At 35.3% G+C, this 18,473-nt stretch carries 13 protein-coding genes and 1 pseudogene; 11 read left to right on the top strand and 3 right to left on the bottom strand.

All coding sequences use genetic code 11. The features are described 5' to 3' along the window. Window positions 1-150 precede the first annotated feature (150 nt). From PGC35_RS02310 to PGC35_RS02285, 6 genes and pseudogenes are all read left to right on the top strand, one after another. Window positions 151-804, top strand: a complete 654-nt coding sequence (locus PGC35_RS02310; RefSeq protein WP_375218028.1) for a glucose-6-phosphate isomerase — start codon at window positions 151-153, stop codon at window positions 802-804. A gap of 112 nt (window positions 805-916) precedes the next feature. After that, window positions 917-1,210: pseudogene (locus tag PGC35_RS02305) on the top strand (VanZ family protein); the annotation flags it as partial. Next, window positions 1,202-1,318, top strand: a complete 117-nt coding sequence (locus PGC35_RS02300) for a VanZ family protein (protein ID WP_375218270.1) — start codon at window positions 1,202-1,204, stop codon at window positions 1,316-1,318. The pseudogene PGC35_RS02305 and the gene PGC35_RS02300, both read left to right, overlap by 9 nt. Window positions 1,319-1,355: 37 nt before the next feature. Next, entirely contained in the window at window positions 1,356-2,003 is a 648-nt protein-coding gene (locus tag PGC35_RS02295; RefSeq protein ID WP_375218027.1) for a hypothetical protein, read from the top strand. A 460-nt stretch (window positions 2,004-2,463) separates the two neighbouring features. Further along, on the top strand, window positions 2,464-3,129 hold the full coding sequence (locus PGC35_RS02290) for a ribonuclease H family protein (protein ID WP_375218026.1): 666 nt from the start codon (window positions 2,464-2,466) through the stop codon (window positions 3,127-3,129). A gap of 284 nt (window positions 3,130-3,413) precedes the next feature. After that, window positions 3,414-4,607 (top strand): M14 family zinc carboxypeptidase, encoded by a 1,194-nt coding sequence (locus PGC35_RS02285; protein WP_375218025.1) that lies wholly within the window; start codon window positions 3,414-3,416, stop codon window positions 4,605-4,607. Between the two features lie 125 nt (window positions 4,608-4,732). Here the strand turns inward: PGC35_RS02285 and PGC35_RS02280 are convergent, their stop codons facing one another. Beyond that, entirely contained in the window at window positions 4,733-5,221 is a 489-nt protein-coding gene (locus tag PGC35_RS02280) for a sigma-70 family RNA polymerase sigma factor (RefSeq protein WP_375218024.1), read from the bottom strand. Window positions 5,222-5,489: 268 nt separating this feature from the next. Between PGC35_RS02280 and PGC35_RS02275 the strand changes: the two genes are divergently transcribed. The 4 genes from PGC35_RS02275 to PGC35_RS02260 all read left to right on the top strand — a co-directional run bounded on the left by PGC35_RS02275 (window position 5,490) and on the right by PGC35_RS02260 (window position 13,977). Beyond that, window positions 5,490-5,942 (top strand): competence protein ComK, encoded by a 453-nt coding sequence (locus PGC35_RS02275; protein ID WP_375218023.1) that lies wholly within the window; start codon window positions 5,490-5,492, stop codon window positions 5,940-5,942. A 389-nt stretch (window positions 5,943-6,331) separates the two neighbouring features. Further along, a complete protein-coding gene (locus PGC35_RS02270) occupies window positions 6,332-6,811 on the top strand; it encodes a metal-dependent hydrolase (protein WP_375218022.1) in 480 nt (159 codons plus the stop codon). 225 nt (window positions 6,812-7,036) lie between these two features. Then, window positions 7,037-9,148, top strand: a complete 2,112-nt coding sequence (locus PGC35_RS02265) for a bifunctional metallophosphatase/5'-nucleotidase (protein WP_375218021.1) — start codon at window positions 7,037-7,039, stop codon at window positions 9,146-9,148. Window positions 9,149-9,204: 56 nt separating this feature from the next. Then, window positions 9,205-13,977 (top strand): endonuclease, encoded by a 4,773-nt coding sequence (locus tag PGC35_RS02260; RefSeq protein WP_375218020.1) that lies wholly within the window; start codon window positions 9,205-9,207, stop codon window positions 13,975-13,977. An 81-nt stretch (window positions 13,978-14,058) separates the two neighbouring features. Here the strand turns inward: PGC35_RS02260 and PGC35_RS02255 are convergent, their stop codons facing one another. Both PGC35_RS02255 and PGC35_RS02250 read right to left on the bottom strand, forming a co-directional pair. Next, on the bottom strand, window positions 14,059-15,390 hold the full coding sequence (locus tag PGC35_RS02255) for an aspartate aminotransferase family protein (protein WP_375218019.1): 1,332 nt from the start codon (window positions 15,388-15,390) through the stop codon (window positions 14,059-14,061). Between the two features lies 1 nt (window position 15,391). Next, on the bottom strand, window positions 15,392-17,128 hold the full coding sequence (locus PGC35_RS02250; protein WP_375218018.1) for a sigma 54-interacting transcriptional regulator: 1,737 nt from the start codon (window positions 17,126-17,128) through the stop codon (window positions 15,392-15,394). Between the two features lie 179 nt (window positions 17,129-17,307). On the opposite strand from PGC35_RS02250, the gene PGC35_RS02245 reads away from it, so the two are divergent. Next, window positions 17,308-18,465 carry an amidohydrolase family protein gene (locus tag PGC35_RS02245; RefSeq protein ID WP_375218017.1) on the top strand — a complete coding sequence of 386 codons (1,158 nt, stop codon included), beginning with the start codon at window positions 17,308-17,310 and terminating at the stop codon, window positions 18,463-18,465. Window positions 18,466-18,473 lie beyond the last annotated feature (8 nt).

Below are 18,473 nucleotides of genomic sequence, written 5' to 3'. Positions count from 1 at the left end.
AAGTAGTCTTAAGTCACAATCAAAAAGCAACAGTTTAAAAAAATATCCATTTATGCATATCCGGAAGATTTTATAAGATATATCTATTATATTTTATAAAGGCAAATACTTAATATAGTATTTTGTACTCCACAAAAATGAGGTTATTGCATGAATGGAACTAATATTCCACCTAATCTAGTTTTTTGGGAGAATCATAATCAAATTATAAGATCAATTAATGAGTTGGCGGAAGAAATACGAAATAATTCATCCATTCTAATCGTCACAGGGTTTGGAGAATTATATTATGCCACTAAGATGTATTACGAAGGATTAAAAGCCTATTTCAGCTCGGATGCAAATATTCCAGAGATTATTTTTGCTGGGGAACATAGGAGTGGACTTTATATAAATCAATTGATCCAGTACATTGCATACAAAGACGTATACATTAATGTTATATCCAATTCAGGTTCTGTAAAAGGACCACCCAGTGCCTATAGACTATTGCGGGCTTACATGGAACGACGCTATAGGTATGAATCGACTTCCCGAGTCATTGTTACTACTGATGGCCATGATGATGCCTACAAGGTTTTGGCGACAGAGAGGGAAAACCGTACATTCGTGATTCCAAGGATAAAGAAACCTTTGGAGATTTCTCACGTAGGATTGTTACCGCTAGCAGTTGCTGGATGTGATGTGGAAGCATTGCAAAAAATGTGTGAAGAGGTAGCATTAAAATTATTAAAAGGTAATCATGAACTCAGCATTGAAAATCTTTATAAAGCAACTAAAGAAATTTTATCTGCACAAAAATAAACTTCATCTTTTAAAATGCGGCTCTTATCTTAATGGATAAGGGCTCTTTGCTAATCTTTGATAAAGGGATTATATAAATGAAAAAAATCATTTCTTACATAGCCGTACTTTTTTGGATGGCTTTAATCTTCTTTTCTTTTCACTTCAACCTGCTTCAGATTCTAACGAATTGAGCGAAGGTATAACGGAAGCCATTGAAACGAGATTAGAAAAAGTTGCTCCCAACTCAGATTTTTTCAATGGAAATATGAATCATTTTGTAAGGAAAAATGCACATTTTATCTTTTTGGTCCTTGTTTTTTTTGTGATGCGAAGCTTCAGAAAAAGTGGTTTAAAAAGATAAAAAGGAATGTTTATAGCATTCCTAATTTCTGTTTTGTACGCAATATCTGATGAAGTGCATCAGATATTTGTGCTCGGAAGAGGTGCACAGGTAAGAGATGTGCTTATTGATAGTATAGGGGCTGCTGTGGGGATTGGTGCTTATATGGTAATTGGTAGATTTGCTAACTAAGAGTTGAGTAGTTCTTTTAAAGAGAGAGGAAACAATTATGGATAAACAGTATTTCAATCTGATGCAGTTTTTTGATGGATATGTCCGCAATTATCGTAGACTTAATTTATCTTCATTGCATAATCGATCGATGTTTACAAAAAGAGAAGTAGATTATTTTGCTAATTTAGGTGAAATGCTAGGGTTTGATTCTTTTGTAGAAGATTCAAAATTTGATAAATTAAAAGGACGATCAAGACCAATGGATTTATCTTGGTGGAAGTGGGACAAAAGATATGACGAGGAGAATTTCCATTACCTGGCACTTCATTTAGAAAGAGAGAATGTTTGTATCAAAGATGAAGAAACAATTGAAAAACTTTTCTCCGATACAGAAGTAGGTTTTATACCTCATAATGTTATTGGTATTCAATTTGTTGCATCTAAGAATAGGATAGAATATCTAAACAACTTAATTGATAAAAGAAATAGAACTCAAATGTCCCATGTGTTAATGGTTTATCGTTTTTACGATGCTGATTTGGAGATAGAATATGTAAAAGCATATTACTTCACTCCTAAAGGCTTATTAGAAGAAAGAAATGCAATATGCAAATTAGATGAATCAGGTTATTGGTTTATGAGTTTTGAAGAGGAGTTAGTCCCTCATAAGTCTAGAAAAGAAAAAATTAGTATCGAAGAATAACTATGTTAGAAATCTTGTTTTGTTCTTCTCAATGAAATCTTTATCAACCATTGATAGTCAAAAATAGTTAAAGGGTCTGTTCTGTATGTCACTTATGTGACTTTTGGGACAGACCCTTCCATATTCAATAATGTGTAAGATATATAGCTAAGGAGTAAATGTAAAGCGTTGGCTATTACATAAAAAAAATTGCATCAATAGAAGTGAAAGGGAAAGTTCTTTTGTTTTACTATTAGATGTAGAATGTTTGTGATTAGACTTTAATTCATACTGTTTGTGTTCATAAGTAGTTGCTGGTATTGGAAATTGAAAATATAGATGTTAATTATAGAATACCTGAGATAGCAATAAACTTATCTTATGAACTTCCTAGATATTTTCATTTGATTTACTAAAGCGAGCCTTGGGTAAACTAATTTTGTATATAAACTAAAAGATAGTTAATGGTAGGAGGATGAATATGAAGATTCGAATGGAATGGACATATAAAACGCCGAAGGGAGCAGAAACAATCTTTCGCACTGATGAAATGCCAGCTGCACAGGCTCTTATGCTAGCAGAAGATATGGAGCGAACTGGTCGTACGAAAAGTTTGGTGTTTCTAGATAATTTTGATAGTAGTTGGACAATCAAAGAATTGAAAAAATATCTAAAGGGAATTGAAACAGAGCCGCATAATGTAACTGTTTATTTCGACGGTGGATATGATCGGGAATCGAGTAGGGCTGGGTTAGGCTGTGTTATTTATTATGAGCAGAGTGGTAAGTCGTACAGATTACGACGGAATACTTCTGCTGTGGGGCTCACTTCGAATAACGAGGCGGAATATGCGGCACTTCATTTGGGATTACAGGAGCTAGAGATTTTGAATGTTCACCATTTACCTGTGAGGTTCATTGGAGATTCTCAGGTAGTAATTAATCATCTGAGCGAGGAATGGCCAGTTGTCGAAAAAGACTTGTCCAGTTGGGCAGACAAAATTGAGAAAAAAATCAAAGACCTCGGTATTCAACCGGAGTATGAATTGGTGCAACGAAAAGCGAATGCAGAAGCCGATCGGTTGGCTACGCAGGCGTTGAATGGTATTGAAATAATTGCTACGAGTGAAGTGATAGGAGATAAGTGATTTATTGCTTGAAGTAAAACAAAGCAAAGCGTCCTTTTATAAAGGGCGCTTGTTTGTTTAGGAAGTTATTGTTGTTGATGGTTAAATAAAATACTAATGGTTAATTTTACCTAATAATTTTATCATTTCGATAGACGAAATAATTAGTCCTTCGTGTCTCTAAAGATACAGGATGAAAATCTATTTACATTACTAACTATTCAAATATTCAAAATATATTTACTATTTAATAATCTTTTGATAATCTATAAACGAAAATAGATAAATAGAAGGAGTGAATGTGATTGAAGAAGAAAATAGTTAGTGCAATTGGAATATTAGGTTTGTGTACAAGTTTGGCTCTCCCTACCTATGCGGCGGAAAAGGTGGATTCAGAAACACATCATCATGAGTACTCAATTTCTGGTTTTATAAGTCACAGTGAACTCAAAAAAAGTTTATATCAGATGGAAGCTTCCAGTAAAGGGCTTTTAGAGGTTGATGTTGCTGGTCAATCTCATAAAGGACTAGATATATACACTGTGAAGGTTGGAACTGGAGATAAGGTAATTCTTATTCAAAGTGAAATTCATGGAAACGAGAAAACTGGAACTGTGGCAATTTTGAATCTACTCAAAAATCTTTCCGCCAATTCCAAGGAAGCAAAACAAATAAGAGATGAAGTCACACTTGTTTTTATGCCAATGATGAACCCAGATGCATCTGAGGCCGATAAGCGTCGAAATAGCATGACCTGGGCGGAGGTAGTAGAGGATTTTCCACAGCTAGCGAGCGCAAAACCTTCTTGGAACTACCTAGATCGAGGGATTAGCCAAAGCTATAACTATGGCGAAAACCCTGGGTTTGATGTAAATAGGGATTTCAATCCTGATCTCAATTATGTTCCAACAGCTCAAGATTTCCCTGGGGCATCCAATAAGCCTGGATGGTTTATCACACCTGAATCGCAAACTTCACGTGATGTATATAAGGCATTGAAATCGGAATATGGAAACGTAGATGTCTTCATAGATCTTCACCATCAAGGCATGTATTTTGTGGATGGTACTTCCGATGAAGTGACACTATCGTTATCCGCACAGTTTGTTCCAGATCCGAATACACCAGAAGGGGCGAAATATGCTCAATTTGCCGATAACTATAACTATGACTTTTCAAGACAATTGAACGTTGCTGCATATAATGAACTTCAATCCTATGGAAACTCAAAGTTTAAGAACATTTCACTCTATTCCCAAGGCCTTGATCTTCCGGGAACTGCACTTGGAAGTTATGCCCTTAATGGAAGTGGAACGGTACTGTTTGAGGTGAGAGGGCAAACACAAATGATGGGACAGAAGGAAAAAGGACAACTTGTGAAATCGGTTGAACGTGGCCTTGACGCAATTATTAGAGGGGTTGCAGATGGAACGGTTGAAAACTTGAACCCGGCTGACTATGAGAAGATTCCACTTACGTCATCTAAACCTACGAATTAAACAAGAAATATATACAAGAACCGCCTCCATATCAAAATGATATGAAGGCGGTTCTATTGTGCTTTGGGTATAGCTGGTTTTTGAGTTTGACAGAATTCACAAGAAACTTACGAATGAGACTTCATTTATTTCTTGCTCTGCATCATTTCTCTTAATTTTCTCAGCATCCGTTCACGTCTTTTTTTAATACCAGGAATGGTTATTCCAGCTCTTGTTGCTGCTTGTTGGAGGGAGATACCTTCGACGAAGATCCAAAGAATTAATGCGCGTTCGTTTGTTGTTAGCTGTTCAAGTGCAAGACTTAGATCCTCATTTTGGATACTTCTTTCTAATACATGTTCTAAGAGAAAGGAAAGTTTTTCATCTTCCAAGGGATTTATTGTTTCCTCCACATGTTTTTCTTTCTTTAATTCGTCCAGGATGGTCCCATATATGCAGCGGTATGCATAAGGTGCAAATTCTCCTTTAGCTTCATCAAATTTTACCCAAGCTTTCCATAAGGCGATTCTGCCTGCTTGTTTGTATAGATCATGATTTTTGTAAATGTTTAATTTTCGGATGCAAGATGAAATCATGGGCTCATATTGTGTTAATATTTTTTCGAACGAGTTCACTGGGTTTTCCTTTGGAGTCGTGCACGATTCGTTTATTCCTAGGTAGCCTAAGCATAGATGTGAATGGTATTCTAATCTAATCGTTTATTAGGGCGTTTGTTAAAGATAAACTATACGTTTTCCTTATTTAAACGAATTGTTTTATATTGGAAAAAATACCTAATAACTATTAATGATTCAAACAATTACATATTTTCAGTATAATTAGACTATACAAGTATATGGATATTTGGTAGGATGATGCTATAGGAGGAAAAGGAGGATATTATTGAAGAAATGTTTTTTAATTGATAAAAACACTTTAATGCTTAAGTCAGTGTTTACTGGAGTTTACAAATCTAAAATCATTAAGACGTATGGTGTCTATTATTCACCATTGTCCGTTCAACAACTATTGGCAAATGCTTGTATTCCATATGCATCTACTTTAGAAGGGCGAATCCAAGCGATTAAAAGGATGATGAATTATTTTGTGAAGACACCTCTTCTCATTGATCCGAATGGGATAGCTGCTTTCCCAACGATTTCTTATAAAAACCTGGAGTGTGTTTGGATCTTTAATCATCATTTTGAAGTTGAGTCTCTTGGAAAAGGGAAATCTAAAGTGACCTTTAGTAATGGCGAAACTTATATCGTTCATGTATCTAAAAATGTATTATTAAAACAAAAGCAGAGGCTTCACGCCACGATCGACACCTACCGCACGATCCATCGTGATTAAAAATATATAGGAAATGATCCTATTAAAAAGAATTGTCACGATACATTTCGCATAAACATCTACCACTAAAAATTGTCTCCTATATTAAATGAGAATGTTGAAGTGTTATAGATAGAGATTAGAAAAGAAATAGAAGGACGTGCGACTAGAAGATACTCACTTCGGTCGCTTTTTTGTTTTTTGTATTAAAAAGAAAAGATAGAGATAGGAGTTATATGACAAAGATGTTACTGGTGCCAGGCACCAGTAACATCCCTGGCACCAGTAATATCTTTGTCATATGGAGAATTATAAAAATAATGCGAATATAGGTTCGATGGCTCCTTTTTTCATTTGTAAACATAGTGTAAAGTGATAATTGACTAATTAATCAAAGGAGAATTACTAGCATGACAGGAAACACACACATCGTAGGCGGTATTGCAGCAAGTCTTGCTTTTGCACAAGTCTCCCATTATGATCCGGTTATTTTGCTGGGGGCTGGTGTCGTTGGCGCACTGATACCGGATATTTGCCATGGAGGGAGCACAATTGGTCGGAAGCTTCCAATCGTTTCAAAGGTTATCAATACAATCTTTGGGCATCGGTCTTTTACGCATAGTTTGTTATTTTTATTTCTAATAGGGGTTTTATTAACAACATTCATGAAAAACGAGTCGGTGACAGCAGGGATATTAGTTGGGATGGTTAGTCATTATATTTTGGATATGGCAACTAAAAATGGGATCAAACTATTGTTTCCTTTGAAGGTAACAATTCGTTTTCCACTTACGACTAGAACCGGGGGAAAGATAGAGTATTTAGTTTTTGCTGCGTTATCTCTACTATCTGTCTATTTTGGTTATGAAGCGTTTGTAAATAATTATTAATAATGAAAAGTGCTATTCTTTGGATAAAACTCCAATAGAATAGCACTTTTTTGTGTTATTTTTATTATAAAATTCTCATAGTTTGTACGATTGTAAATAACAAGTTTACTCACTTTTAATAATTTTCAGATTGTAATTAATATTTAATATAATTACATTTAAGAAGTTCTGTACTATTTTAAATTTCTATGAATAAGATTTACAAATACCGGTAGGAGGGAAACTATGAAAAAAAATACGATTAAAAAGTCTGTAATCGCCACAGTTCTTGCTACAACTCTATTAACTTCTACAAACGTTGGCTATGCAAATACCACGTTAGAAGAATTGGTGAACCAGGCAAGAACAGACTTGAAAGTTGCAAAAAACAATAATGGTGGAAGTAACAATGGCGGAAACAATAACGGTGGGAATAACAATGGTGGAAGCAATAATGGTGGGAATAACAATGGTGGGAGTAATAACGGTGGAAATAACAATGGTGGAGGAAATAATGGCGGTGGTAACAATACTACATTTGAACTGTCATTGATGCATACGAACGATACCCACGCAAAAGTGGAAACTGCTACTAAACGAATTACAGCGATAAAAGAATTTCGTAAGCAGAAACCGAATGCACTTCTTATAGATGCAGGAGATGTTTTCTCCGGAACACTTTATTTTAACGAGTATAAGGGTCAAGCAGATTTAGAGTTTATGAATCTCGCAGGCTATGACTTGATGACATTTGGTAACCATGAGTTCGATCTTGGCTCTACTCCAGAAGGACATCAAGCATTAGCAGATTTCATTAAAGGAGCTAAGTTCTCATTTGTTAGTGCAAATGTAGATTTTTCAGCAGATGATAAATTCCGAGGATTATTCAGTGATTTGATCTCAAGTAAGCCAAAAGATAGGGAAATTTATAATGGAATTGTGAAAGAAATTAATGGGCAAAAAGTTGGTTTCTTCGGGTTAACCACTGCTGAAACAAAAGGTCTTTCAAGTCCAGGAAAAGTAACTTTTTCAAACTATATGGAAGAAGCAGAAAAAGCAGTTAAAGCATTTGAAAAAATGGGAGTGAACAAAATTGTAGCTGTGACTCACATTGGATATGATGACAATCCTGAAGTGGATAATGATCTATCATTGGCTGCTCATGTTGATGGAATTGATGTCATTATTGGTGGACATAGTCATACAAAACTAGATGCTCCTGTAATTATAGATAAGGATGAAAAGGGAGTAGCGAAGGACAAAACAATTATCGTTCAAGCATCTTCTCAAGGGGATTACCTAGGAACGCTAAATATAGAGTTTGATAAAAAGGGAAAAATTGTTGGACAAGACGGAAAGTTGATTGAGGTTGGAAAACTAGCAGAGGACCCTGAAGCTAAAACAATTCTTGGCAAATACAAACCAAGAGTGGATGAGATAGCTAAAACCGAGATAGGAGTGTCTACAGATGTAGTGTTAGAAAATCCTCGTACAAATGGTGACAATACAAAACCAAGTGTGCGTAAGAATGAAACAATATTAGGAAATCTAATTGCAGATGGTATGTTGGCAAAAGCTAAATCAATTAATCCTAAGGTTATCATGGCGTTCCAAAACGGTGGGGGGATTCGTTCAGAGATTGGAGTAGGTCCAATAACTGTTGGTGAAGTAATCACAGTTTTACCTTTTGGAAATACTTTATCAACAATGGAGATTACGGGTGCTGAATTAAAACAAGCATTTGAAACTAGTTTTGGTGTATACCCATTAGAAAATGGTGGCTTCTTACATGTTGCTGGAGCAAAAGTAGAATTTGATTCCTCTAAGCCAAAAGGGGAACGCGTAGTGTCAATTTCTTATGAAAAAGGTAAAGGCGAATATGTTGAAATTCAAGATAATGAGACTTACACAGTTGCAACTAACTACTTTACGGCACAAGGCGGAGACAATTACACAGTTTTCAAGAAACTCTACGATGCTGGTAAAGTAAATGACCTTGGCCTTTCCGATTGGGAAAACTTTAGAGAACATTTAAAATCTTTAGAAAAAATTCCTACTAAAATTGAAGGACGAATTGTAGATATTAAAGATCGAGTGAAAGAACCTATTGCTGCGGAAGATTTCTCAGGCACAGTAGAAACACCAAAGGTTTATGAAGGTGACGTTACCGTAATTGTTACAGATGCCGAGAAACTAGAAAATGCAATCATAAATGGCAATTTAATATTAATTGGTACTCCAAAAGAAACATTATCTATTTCAAACGTAAAGGTTACTGGAAATGTAGACCTCTCAGTGATAGAAGGAATAAACTTTGACTTAGAAGATTTAACAGTAGACGGGGAAATGATTCTATAGATTCGGCTTTCCAAATGGATTACCAAAATTGCTAATATAAAAGGAGAATTATATAGATGAGGAAAAGTACTTGGAAAAAACCCTTAAATGCTTTTTTATCTGCTAGTTTAATAGCAGGTCTAGTCTTACCTACGTTTCCATCAACTACTATTGCTGCAACTAATGCTTCAGATTTAATTATTTCAGAGTATATTGAGGGAAGTGGTTTTAATAAAGCTATTGAACTTTATAATGGCACAGGGACATCTATTAACTTAAACGATTATTCACTTGAGCTTTATGCAAATGGTGCTACGGCAGCTACCGCTACATTAAAATTATCAGGTGCATTGGATAATGAGAAGTCATATGTTTTATATCACAAAGATGCAAATACAGATATTAAAAGCAAAGGAAATTTAGAAAATATTAGCGTTATCAATTTTAATGGTGATGATGCTCTTGTATTAAGAAAATCAGGTGAAGTAGTCGATTCCTTTGGTCAAGTTGGACAAAGAAGCAATTTTGGAACAGATACTACATTAGTTCGAAATAGTAACATTACAGATGGCGATAAAATAATAAATGATTCCTTTTCTTCATCGGCTGAATGGGCGTCACTTCCAAAAGATGATTCTTCTAATTTAGGTTCTCACACAATGGATAACGGTGGAACAACTCCTGGTGAAGACAAAGTAGAAGCAGTTACACCATCAATTCCAGCTTCTAGTGTTGCAACAGGCACCGAAATTACATTATCTACAAAAACCGAGGGAGCTGTTATCCACTATACTACTGATGGAACAGAGCCTACTACTTCAAGTAAAGAATATAAGGATCCAATTGTCATCGATAAAAACATGACTATTAAAGCTATTGCGATAAAAGAGGGATTTGAAAATAGTCCAATAGCAGAATTTACTTATACTGTGACTGGCGAATCAAACATCCTTTCAATTGCAGATGCTCGTACAGTTACATTAGGTTCAGAAGTATCAATTAAGGGAATTGTAGCTGCTAATTTGAAAAATTCTATTTCTGTACAAGATGCTACAGGAGGAATTGCTGTACGTCCTACAAGTCTTACAATAAAAGCAGGTGAAGAAGTAACTCTTTCTGGTACATTAGCAGAATTTCGTGGGTTGCTGCAATTAGAAAGTGCAACAGTAGTTGAAAACAAAGGTAATGTTGGCGTACCAGCACCAAAAGTTGTAACAGGTGCAGATGTGAAAGAAGAAAACGAATCAATTCTAGTTCAGGCAAAAAATGTTACATTAACTGCAGTAGATTCTAATAATAACTATACTGCTACCGATGGAACTGTAAATTTTGTTATTCGTGATGAAAGAGGAGATTTGGGATTAAAAGTTGGAAATACGTATGAATCAATTATAGGAATCGTGCAGCAATTTGACACAGCATATCAAATTATTCCTCGTTCGATTCAAGATATTATAGTAGACAGTTCCACATTAAAACCAGCGATTGCCACTCCAGGAAGTGGGACATTTATTGGTGGAACTACTGTAACTTTATCAACTTCTACCGCTAATGCAGAAATTTATTACACATTGGATGGCACTGAACCAACAGTTGCTAGTACTAAATATGTTAATCCAATTGAAATTAAAGAAAACAAAATACTGAAGGCAATTGTGAAAGGGCAAGATGGTACTTTAAGTGAGGTATCCACATTTAACTACACAGTTACTGGTAAATTGGAAATCCACGATATTCAAGGAGAAGGGCATACTTCCCAATTTGATGATCAAACAGTTGAGGGAATTGAGGGAATCGTAACCTATTCATTTAAATTAGGAACTGCAAATTATTATACGATTCAAACCCCTGATGAATTTGCAGATAATAATCCGAATACTTCTGAAGCAATTATACTTTTCAGTGGAAATAGTGCTTGGCCTATTCAAGTGGGAGATTTGGTATCTGTAACTGGTAAAGTAGATGAATATGCATATGATGGTTATTCCGATCGTCAACAAACTGATTTGAAAACTACGCAAATCAACGTTCGTAATGATCAAGGTGGTAAAGTTGTAGTGAAACAAAGTGGTTTAGCATTACCAGCTCCAATCATTATCGATGAGGCAAAAATGTCATTAGAGAAAATTGATAGTGACAATCTTTCCGTTTTCAATCCAACTGATGATGCAATTGATTTTTGGGAAAGTATTGAAGGAATGCGAGTAGAAGTAGGTAATGTGAAAGCTGTTGCACCTCAAGAGCATGGCGACTTGATTACCGTACTGGAAAATGCTCCTACAAATTCACTTCATGGCGGGGTATTGTATGAAGAGGGAAACCAAAATCCAAATCGTGTACAATTCCGATTAGAACCAAATGGACCAGGTCGTGATTTTGAAGTAGCAACTGGAGATAAATTTAAAGGGCCGATTACGGGTATTGTTGGTTATTCGTTCCAAAACTTTAAAATCTATGTCTCTTTAGACGAAATGAAAAAAGCTCATGTAAAAGGAACTGCTACGCCAGAGAGAACTACTATTGAAGCAACAGGAGATAAATTAACGATTGCTTCTTATAACTTAGAGAACTTCTCGAATAACACGAGCGAAACTTCGAACGACAAAGCTAATAAACTAGCAAGAGCATTTGCTCAAGATATGAAAAATCCAGATATTATTGGGGTAACGGAAGTTCAAGATAATAATGGTGAGAGTTCTGGTGACTCAAAAGCAAATCAAAGCTATGAAAGATTAATAGCTGCTATTAAAGCTGCTGGCGGTGTAGATTACAAGTATGTAAACATCGACCCAGTCAACAATCAAGACGGTGGAGCACCAAATGCAAATATTCGTGTTGGGTTCCTTTACAATCCGGAGCGTGTAAAACTTACTGAAGGTATTTCTGTGGGAACTGCTACTACTGCGGTTGGTTACGAAAATGGTAAGTTAACGTATAATCCAGGTCGTATTGATCCTACTAATGAGGCTTTCACAAGCAGTCGTAAACCTTTAGCCGCTCAATTTGACTTTAAAGATGAGAGCGTAATCGTTATTGCTAACCATTGGAACTCTAAATCTGGCGATACTCCTTTATTTGGAGCAATTCAACCGCCAATTTACGATAGTGAAATACAACGTCATAAAATTGCAAAGGTCGTTTATAAATTTGTAGAAGATATTAAAACTAAAAATCCTGATGCAAATATTGTTTCTCTAGGTGACTTTAATGATTACCAATTCTCAGAATCCCTTAAAATTCATGAAGGTACATTAATGACGAATATGATTAATAAAGTGGATACTTCTGATCGTTACACGTATTTGTATCAAGGTAACTCACAAGTATTAGATCATATTTTAGTTATGAAGAATTTAGAAAATAAAACTAAAATTGATATTCTTCATATTAATGCAGACTTTACTGATATGGCTGGACGTGCAAGTGACCATGATCCAGTAATGGTACAAATTGATTTTTTAGCTGATGACGAAGTTGTAACTCCAATTACAGCGGAAAAAACGTTTAACTTTAAAAAACTCATTACAAAAAAATTAACTATAGGTAAACCAAGTGTGTCTATTACAGTGGATGGCGATTCACAAATTACAGAGGGTATACTTTTTAATGGTGCAACTTATGCAGAATTTACAGGCGCTGGATTTGAAAATATTACTGTTACATTAAAGCCTTCTCAAGCTGGAGCTATCATTGATTTTAAAGGGACGAAAGTACAAAAAGTTATTATCGATGGTAAAAATGTTAAAGAAGTCCGTGGAGCAGAAAATATTCAAGAAATTGAATATTTAAACGAAGCGAGTGCAGAAACAGTTTTATTTACAAATATAAAAGGGGAACCAATTGTGGTTCCTTCTTTGCCCGGTGAGAATAAAGCACCTATTGTAAAAAAAATCATCCCTAACTCAAACGTTAAAACGGGAGAAACTTTATCAATTTTACTAACGGACCATTTCTCGGATCCAGAAAATGACGTTCTAACTTATACTTCTACAAAAGGAACAATAGTCAATAATACGTTAAAACTAAGTCTTGCAGAAGGTAGTCACATTGTAGGGGTTACTGCAAGTGATGGGAAAAATACTACTACATTGAGCTTTACAGTAACATTTAAAACGGATTCACAAGGAGAAACACCACTTGATATATATTATAAAGATGCATTCGGTAAAGAAGGGCTATCTTTAAAAGCAGCACTTCATGAGATTATAGATGATCATACTCAAATATCTTATGATAAAGCATGGGAAGCACTTCGTGAAACTGATGAGGATCCTCAAAATTCAAACAATGTCATTTTGTTTTACTCCGGAATCTCACGTTCTAAAAATAGTAATGGTGGTAACGTTGGTCAATGGAACCGAGAACATACTTGGGCCCAATCACACGGAGGTTTTGGAACAAGTATGGGTCCAGGAACGGATATCCACCACTTACGCCCAACTGACGTACAAGTGAATAGTTCTAGAGGAAACTTAGATTTTGATAATGGTGGAAGCCCTGTTAGTGGTTGTAATGGATGTTATAAGGATTCAAATTCATTCGAACCACCAGATCGAGTAAAAGGTGACGTTGCGCGTATTCTATTCTATATGGCGACACGTTATGAACAAGGCGATAAAGTGGACCTAGAGTTAAACGATAAGGTAGATAATGGAAGTATTCCGTTTCATGGCAAGCTATCCGTTTTATTAGAGTGGAATGAGTTAGATCCAGTAGATGAATTCGAGAGAAATAGAAACAATGTCATTGAAAAATGGCAAGGTAACCGTAATCCATTCATCGATCACCCAGAATGGGCTAACCTCATCTGGAAAAAATCAGTATCCACCAACACTCAAAAAGCTTCCTAACATTATTAAGGTTTGATTAAATGTGACAGGAGTGTTACTGGTGCCAGGCACCAGTAACACTCCTGTCATACATTCTACTGTTTATCCCCAGCCAGCGTATTCTTTGAGTTTTTCATATTGGAAGTTCCCGTTTTCGATATTATGGAACGCTTTATCTAATAATCTTAATGCCTCCTTCACTTCTGCGGTCGTTATTGTAAGTGGAGGTGTTATTTCTAACACATTTCCGTAAATTCCTACATTATAGATTAGTAGTCCAATTTCATAGCAATGGTAACAAAGAGCTGCAGTTTTTACTGCGTCTGTTTTTTTAGAGTCTCTGTCAGTTACAATTTCCACACCAATGGAAAGCCCCTTACCTCGCACATCTCCAATGCATTCGTATTTCTCTTTTAGTTTATTTAATCCATTTAAGAACAGAACTCCTTGTTTTTCTGCGTTTTCTAGCAAGTTTTCCTCCTCGATGATTCGGATATTTTCAATCGCTGCAGAAGTAGAAATCGGATTTCCGCTTGTTGTAAACATGTGACCAGCTGCAACCGTGTCTAAAATTTCTTTTCGACCAACTACTGCACTGATCGGAAGTCCTGCCCCCAGTGACTTACCTAATACGATTGCGTCTGGAACAATACTAGAGTGCTCAAATGAAAACCATTTTCCTGTACGCCCCATACCAACCTTTACCTCATCCACTATCAGATAAATTCCATGTTGGTCACAGATGTTACGGAGTGCTTTCAAAAATTGTTCGGGTGGAAGAATCATTCCTCCGTCACTTTGGATTGCTTCAATAATTACACCTGCAGTATCTTCAGCGGGGCAAATAGTTGTAAATATTTCTTCTAAGAAATGCATTGTTTGGTCAGTTAAATTTTCACTTATTCCGCTGAAAGGTCTATATACATTTGGATAAGGGATTTTTACTACATTTCCTCTACCTTCAAATTTTGATTGCGCACTATGTCCCGAAAGAGAAGAAGCACCCATCGTTTGGCCGTGATACGAACCGATAAACGAAATGATTTTATTTCGACCAGTGGCAACAGGTAGAAATTTACTAATTAAGTCATTTGCATCAGAACCAGAGTGTCCGAACCATACCTTTTTCTCGAAATTACCTGGAACAATCTCGACAAGTTTATCCGCTAATTGAATCATTGTTTCGCTTGGCGCACTTAATTGTGTCGTAAAGGAGAGCTTTATATATTGATCATGAATAATTTTAGCGATAGATTCTCTTCCATAACCAACGTTTGCTACTGCCCAGCCAGCTGTTAAATCTAGGTATCGCTGATCATGAATATCCGTTATGTAACAACCTTTTGCCTCTTTTACTGTAAGAGGAAAGAAACGAAGCTTTAAACCTTCTGAGATAAGCTCTTTATCTTTTTTTAGTAACTCTTTTTGATCCATTCTAACTCTCTCCTCGCGTAATGGTAATTTCATATTTTTTTATTTTATAGTTTAGACTTTGCCTTGTAATACCCAGCATTTCAGCGGCATTTGTAATATTAAAATTAGCACTTGCTAATGTGTTAGCTATTATCTCTTTTTCAAAAGCTTCTACTTGCTCTGTTAAAGATAGGGAAGAAGGAAGATAGTCTCTAGGGAAATCCACTTCGTTATATGTGACTTGCTCTTTCGATATATAGCTTGGCAAATGATCAGTAGAAATGACTGTACTGTTATCTAATAGAGCAATAGCACCTTCAATGATGTATTCTAACTGTCTTACATTGCCTGGGAAATTATATTTTAATAAGATTTCAAGAGCCTCTTCTGAGATGTTATAGGAAAAATTCTCATTGAGCATAAATTGCTTTTTTAGGAAGTATTCGATTAGTAATGGAATATCCTCTTTTCTTTCACGAAGGCTAGGAACTCTCATTGAAACTCCAGCTAATATATAAAACATTTCCTCTAACAAGTGATTATTCTTAAGGGCAACCTCGGGTTTTTCGTTCATTAAAGAAATAAAACGAATCTGAATTGGTACCTCGGAAATGCCATTTCCTAAAGTTAATTTATTGTCACGTAATACTCTTAATAGTTTCTCTTGCAATGAAACATCGATAGTATTTACCTCATCTAATAAAATAGTTCCACCATTTGCAAGTTCTAATAATCCTTTAGAGTTACTATCGCCAAATAATGTTTTTTCCAATAAATTACTAGGTATTGCTCCACAATTCAAGTTAAAGAAAGGTGTATTCTTTGTTATAACTTTATTCGTTATGTGACTTGAGACAAAATTTTTTCCGACACCTTTTTCCCCGTATATGAGTACATTCGTTGTAGAACTGGAAGCGCTTTCTATATCATTAAAAATTTTTAACATTGTTTTATTTTTACTTGTAAGTGAAGGTGCAGAGAGTATTTTCTTTTCTTCTTTTATAGCTAGTGTATTGTTTCCTTCAAATTTCATTTGAACCATGTCACTAATGATTGTTTCTGTTTTTGACAAGTCACGGACAATGGATAATGCACCTATTTTTTTGTTTCCCAATAAAAGAGGCTCACTCGTTTTGTTTACAGTGTATTTTTTGCCGCTATTCGAAAAAAAAGACTCATTTTGTATTATTTTTCTTTCTTTCACTAAAGAGTTTAGCAGAGGGTCCACTTTAAAATTTGCCTTTTGAAACACCGATCCATAGAGTTCTTCTCTTACCCCCGAAGGTTCTCTAGAATCTAGCTCTCCCATCTTTTTGTTATAAAAAATTACTTTTTGATTGTTATCAATAAAACAGACTCCTTCCTCCACTTTATCTAAAATACTATGAAATAGTCGTATTTGGTTATTTGCTTCATTTAAATCATTTAATGTGTTTTGGAGGCTAGTAATATTTTTAAATGCTATTAAAATATTATCTTTGTTTATATATCGAAAATTTGCGAGCAGTTGATTCAAACCAATTGAAATGTTGATATTCCTCATATCTTGTTTATTTAGCATAAACAATTCCAAATCCTTCGAATGGATGAGGAAGCAAAGAGGCTTTCCAATCAGATCACTTATAGTTAGCTTCGGAAAATAATCAATAACCGCTTTATTTACCCCAGTTATTAAACCTTCCTTATCGGCAATGATCACCCCTTCAAAAAGAAAGGGTGCGATTTTCTCAAAATCAATATTCTTTAATGATTGTTTCAATTTTTGTCACCTCCGAAAAATTTCTTTCATACAGTTGTTTGTAAACTCTGAAAAATCTTATAATCGAGTCTATCATACTTAATAAATTTGTTGAACAGAAATTTCGACAAATATTTAATAGGTGAAGAAAAATATTTTTCGCAAAATTTTTGTCGTTAAGTTTAAGGAGGAGTTTACAGATGAAAGAAGTTAGTTTAAGTGGAATTAAAGTAGTGGACGTTCACGCTCACCCGTTTGCAGCTAGTAAAGAGATGGAAACACCGGTTAGTTTTTTGAGAAAGTTGTCTCTATCTGTTATTCCCGAAATGTTTTCGAGCATTGAAGGGCTTCAGAAGCACCAACCTTATCCGGGATCAAATATGTGGATTCAACTACTACTAAGAACTATGTCTAACTATTACGGTTGTGAAGAAGATCTAAAGTCAATTGTAGAGATACGTAATAGAAAAGCAGAGGATTATAGTGCGTATTCAAAAGAATTATTTGAAGATGTGAACCTAGTTGGAGCCATTATGGATTTTGGTTATCCTCAACCACCATTAGATCGAAAAGAATTTGAAAAACTTTGTGGAGCTCAAGTTTGGGAAATAAGTCGAATTGAGCCAATAATGACCTCGATAGGAAAACAAAATCTATCTTTTGATAATTTTGTAGAAAAATATCGAAATCAATTAGAGGAGGATTTACGCAAGGAAGAAGTTGTTGGACTAAAAACAATCATTGCTTATCGTAGTGGACTTGAGGTTCAAGAGATGAACAAGGTAGATGCGGAAAAGGCATATCAAGAATTTCTGCTAAATGATCGTTCTCCTGCTAAAGCTTTTAGAGATTATTGCTTTCACATTGCGATGGAAGCGTGTACAAAAGCAGATAAGTTTATGCATATTCATACGGGAATCGGTGATGGTGAAGTTGTCATGACGAAAGCTAGTCCTAGTTTCTTGTTGGACACACTTCGAAAAGAAAAATATAAAAGTACGAAGGTCCACTTAGTGCATGGAGGGTATCCGTGGATGGAAGAAGCAGCTTTTATTGTTAGTATTCTTCCTAATGTGTATATGGATATCTCCTTACAAAATCCTTTTACAGGTCATGGGGTAGAGCGAATTATCTCACAAGTTCTTGAGTTGGCTCCTTTTGACAAAGTGATGTACGGTTCCGATGCATTTACTGTTCCAGAAATGAATTGGATGGGTGTTAAGCTCTTTATCGAATGTTTTGAACGTGTGTTAAGTGGTTGGGTTGAAAAGGATTATATGAGTGCCGAAAAGGCTCGATACATCGGAGAAATGATTTTGTACAAAAATTTTGAACAAGCATATCAAATAAAATTATAGATTACTAG

The sequence above is a fragment of the Psychrobacillus sp. PGGUH221 genome (assembly GCF_042055255.1).
Classification (GTDB): Bacteria; Bacillota; Bacilli; order Bacillales_A; family Planococcaceae; genus Psychrobacillus.
Note: the sequence above shows the minus strand (reverse complement) of the source record. Positions and strands in the feature narration are given on the sequence as shown.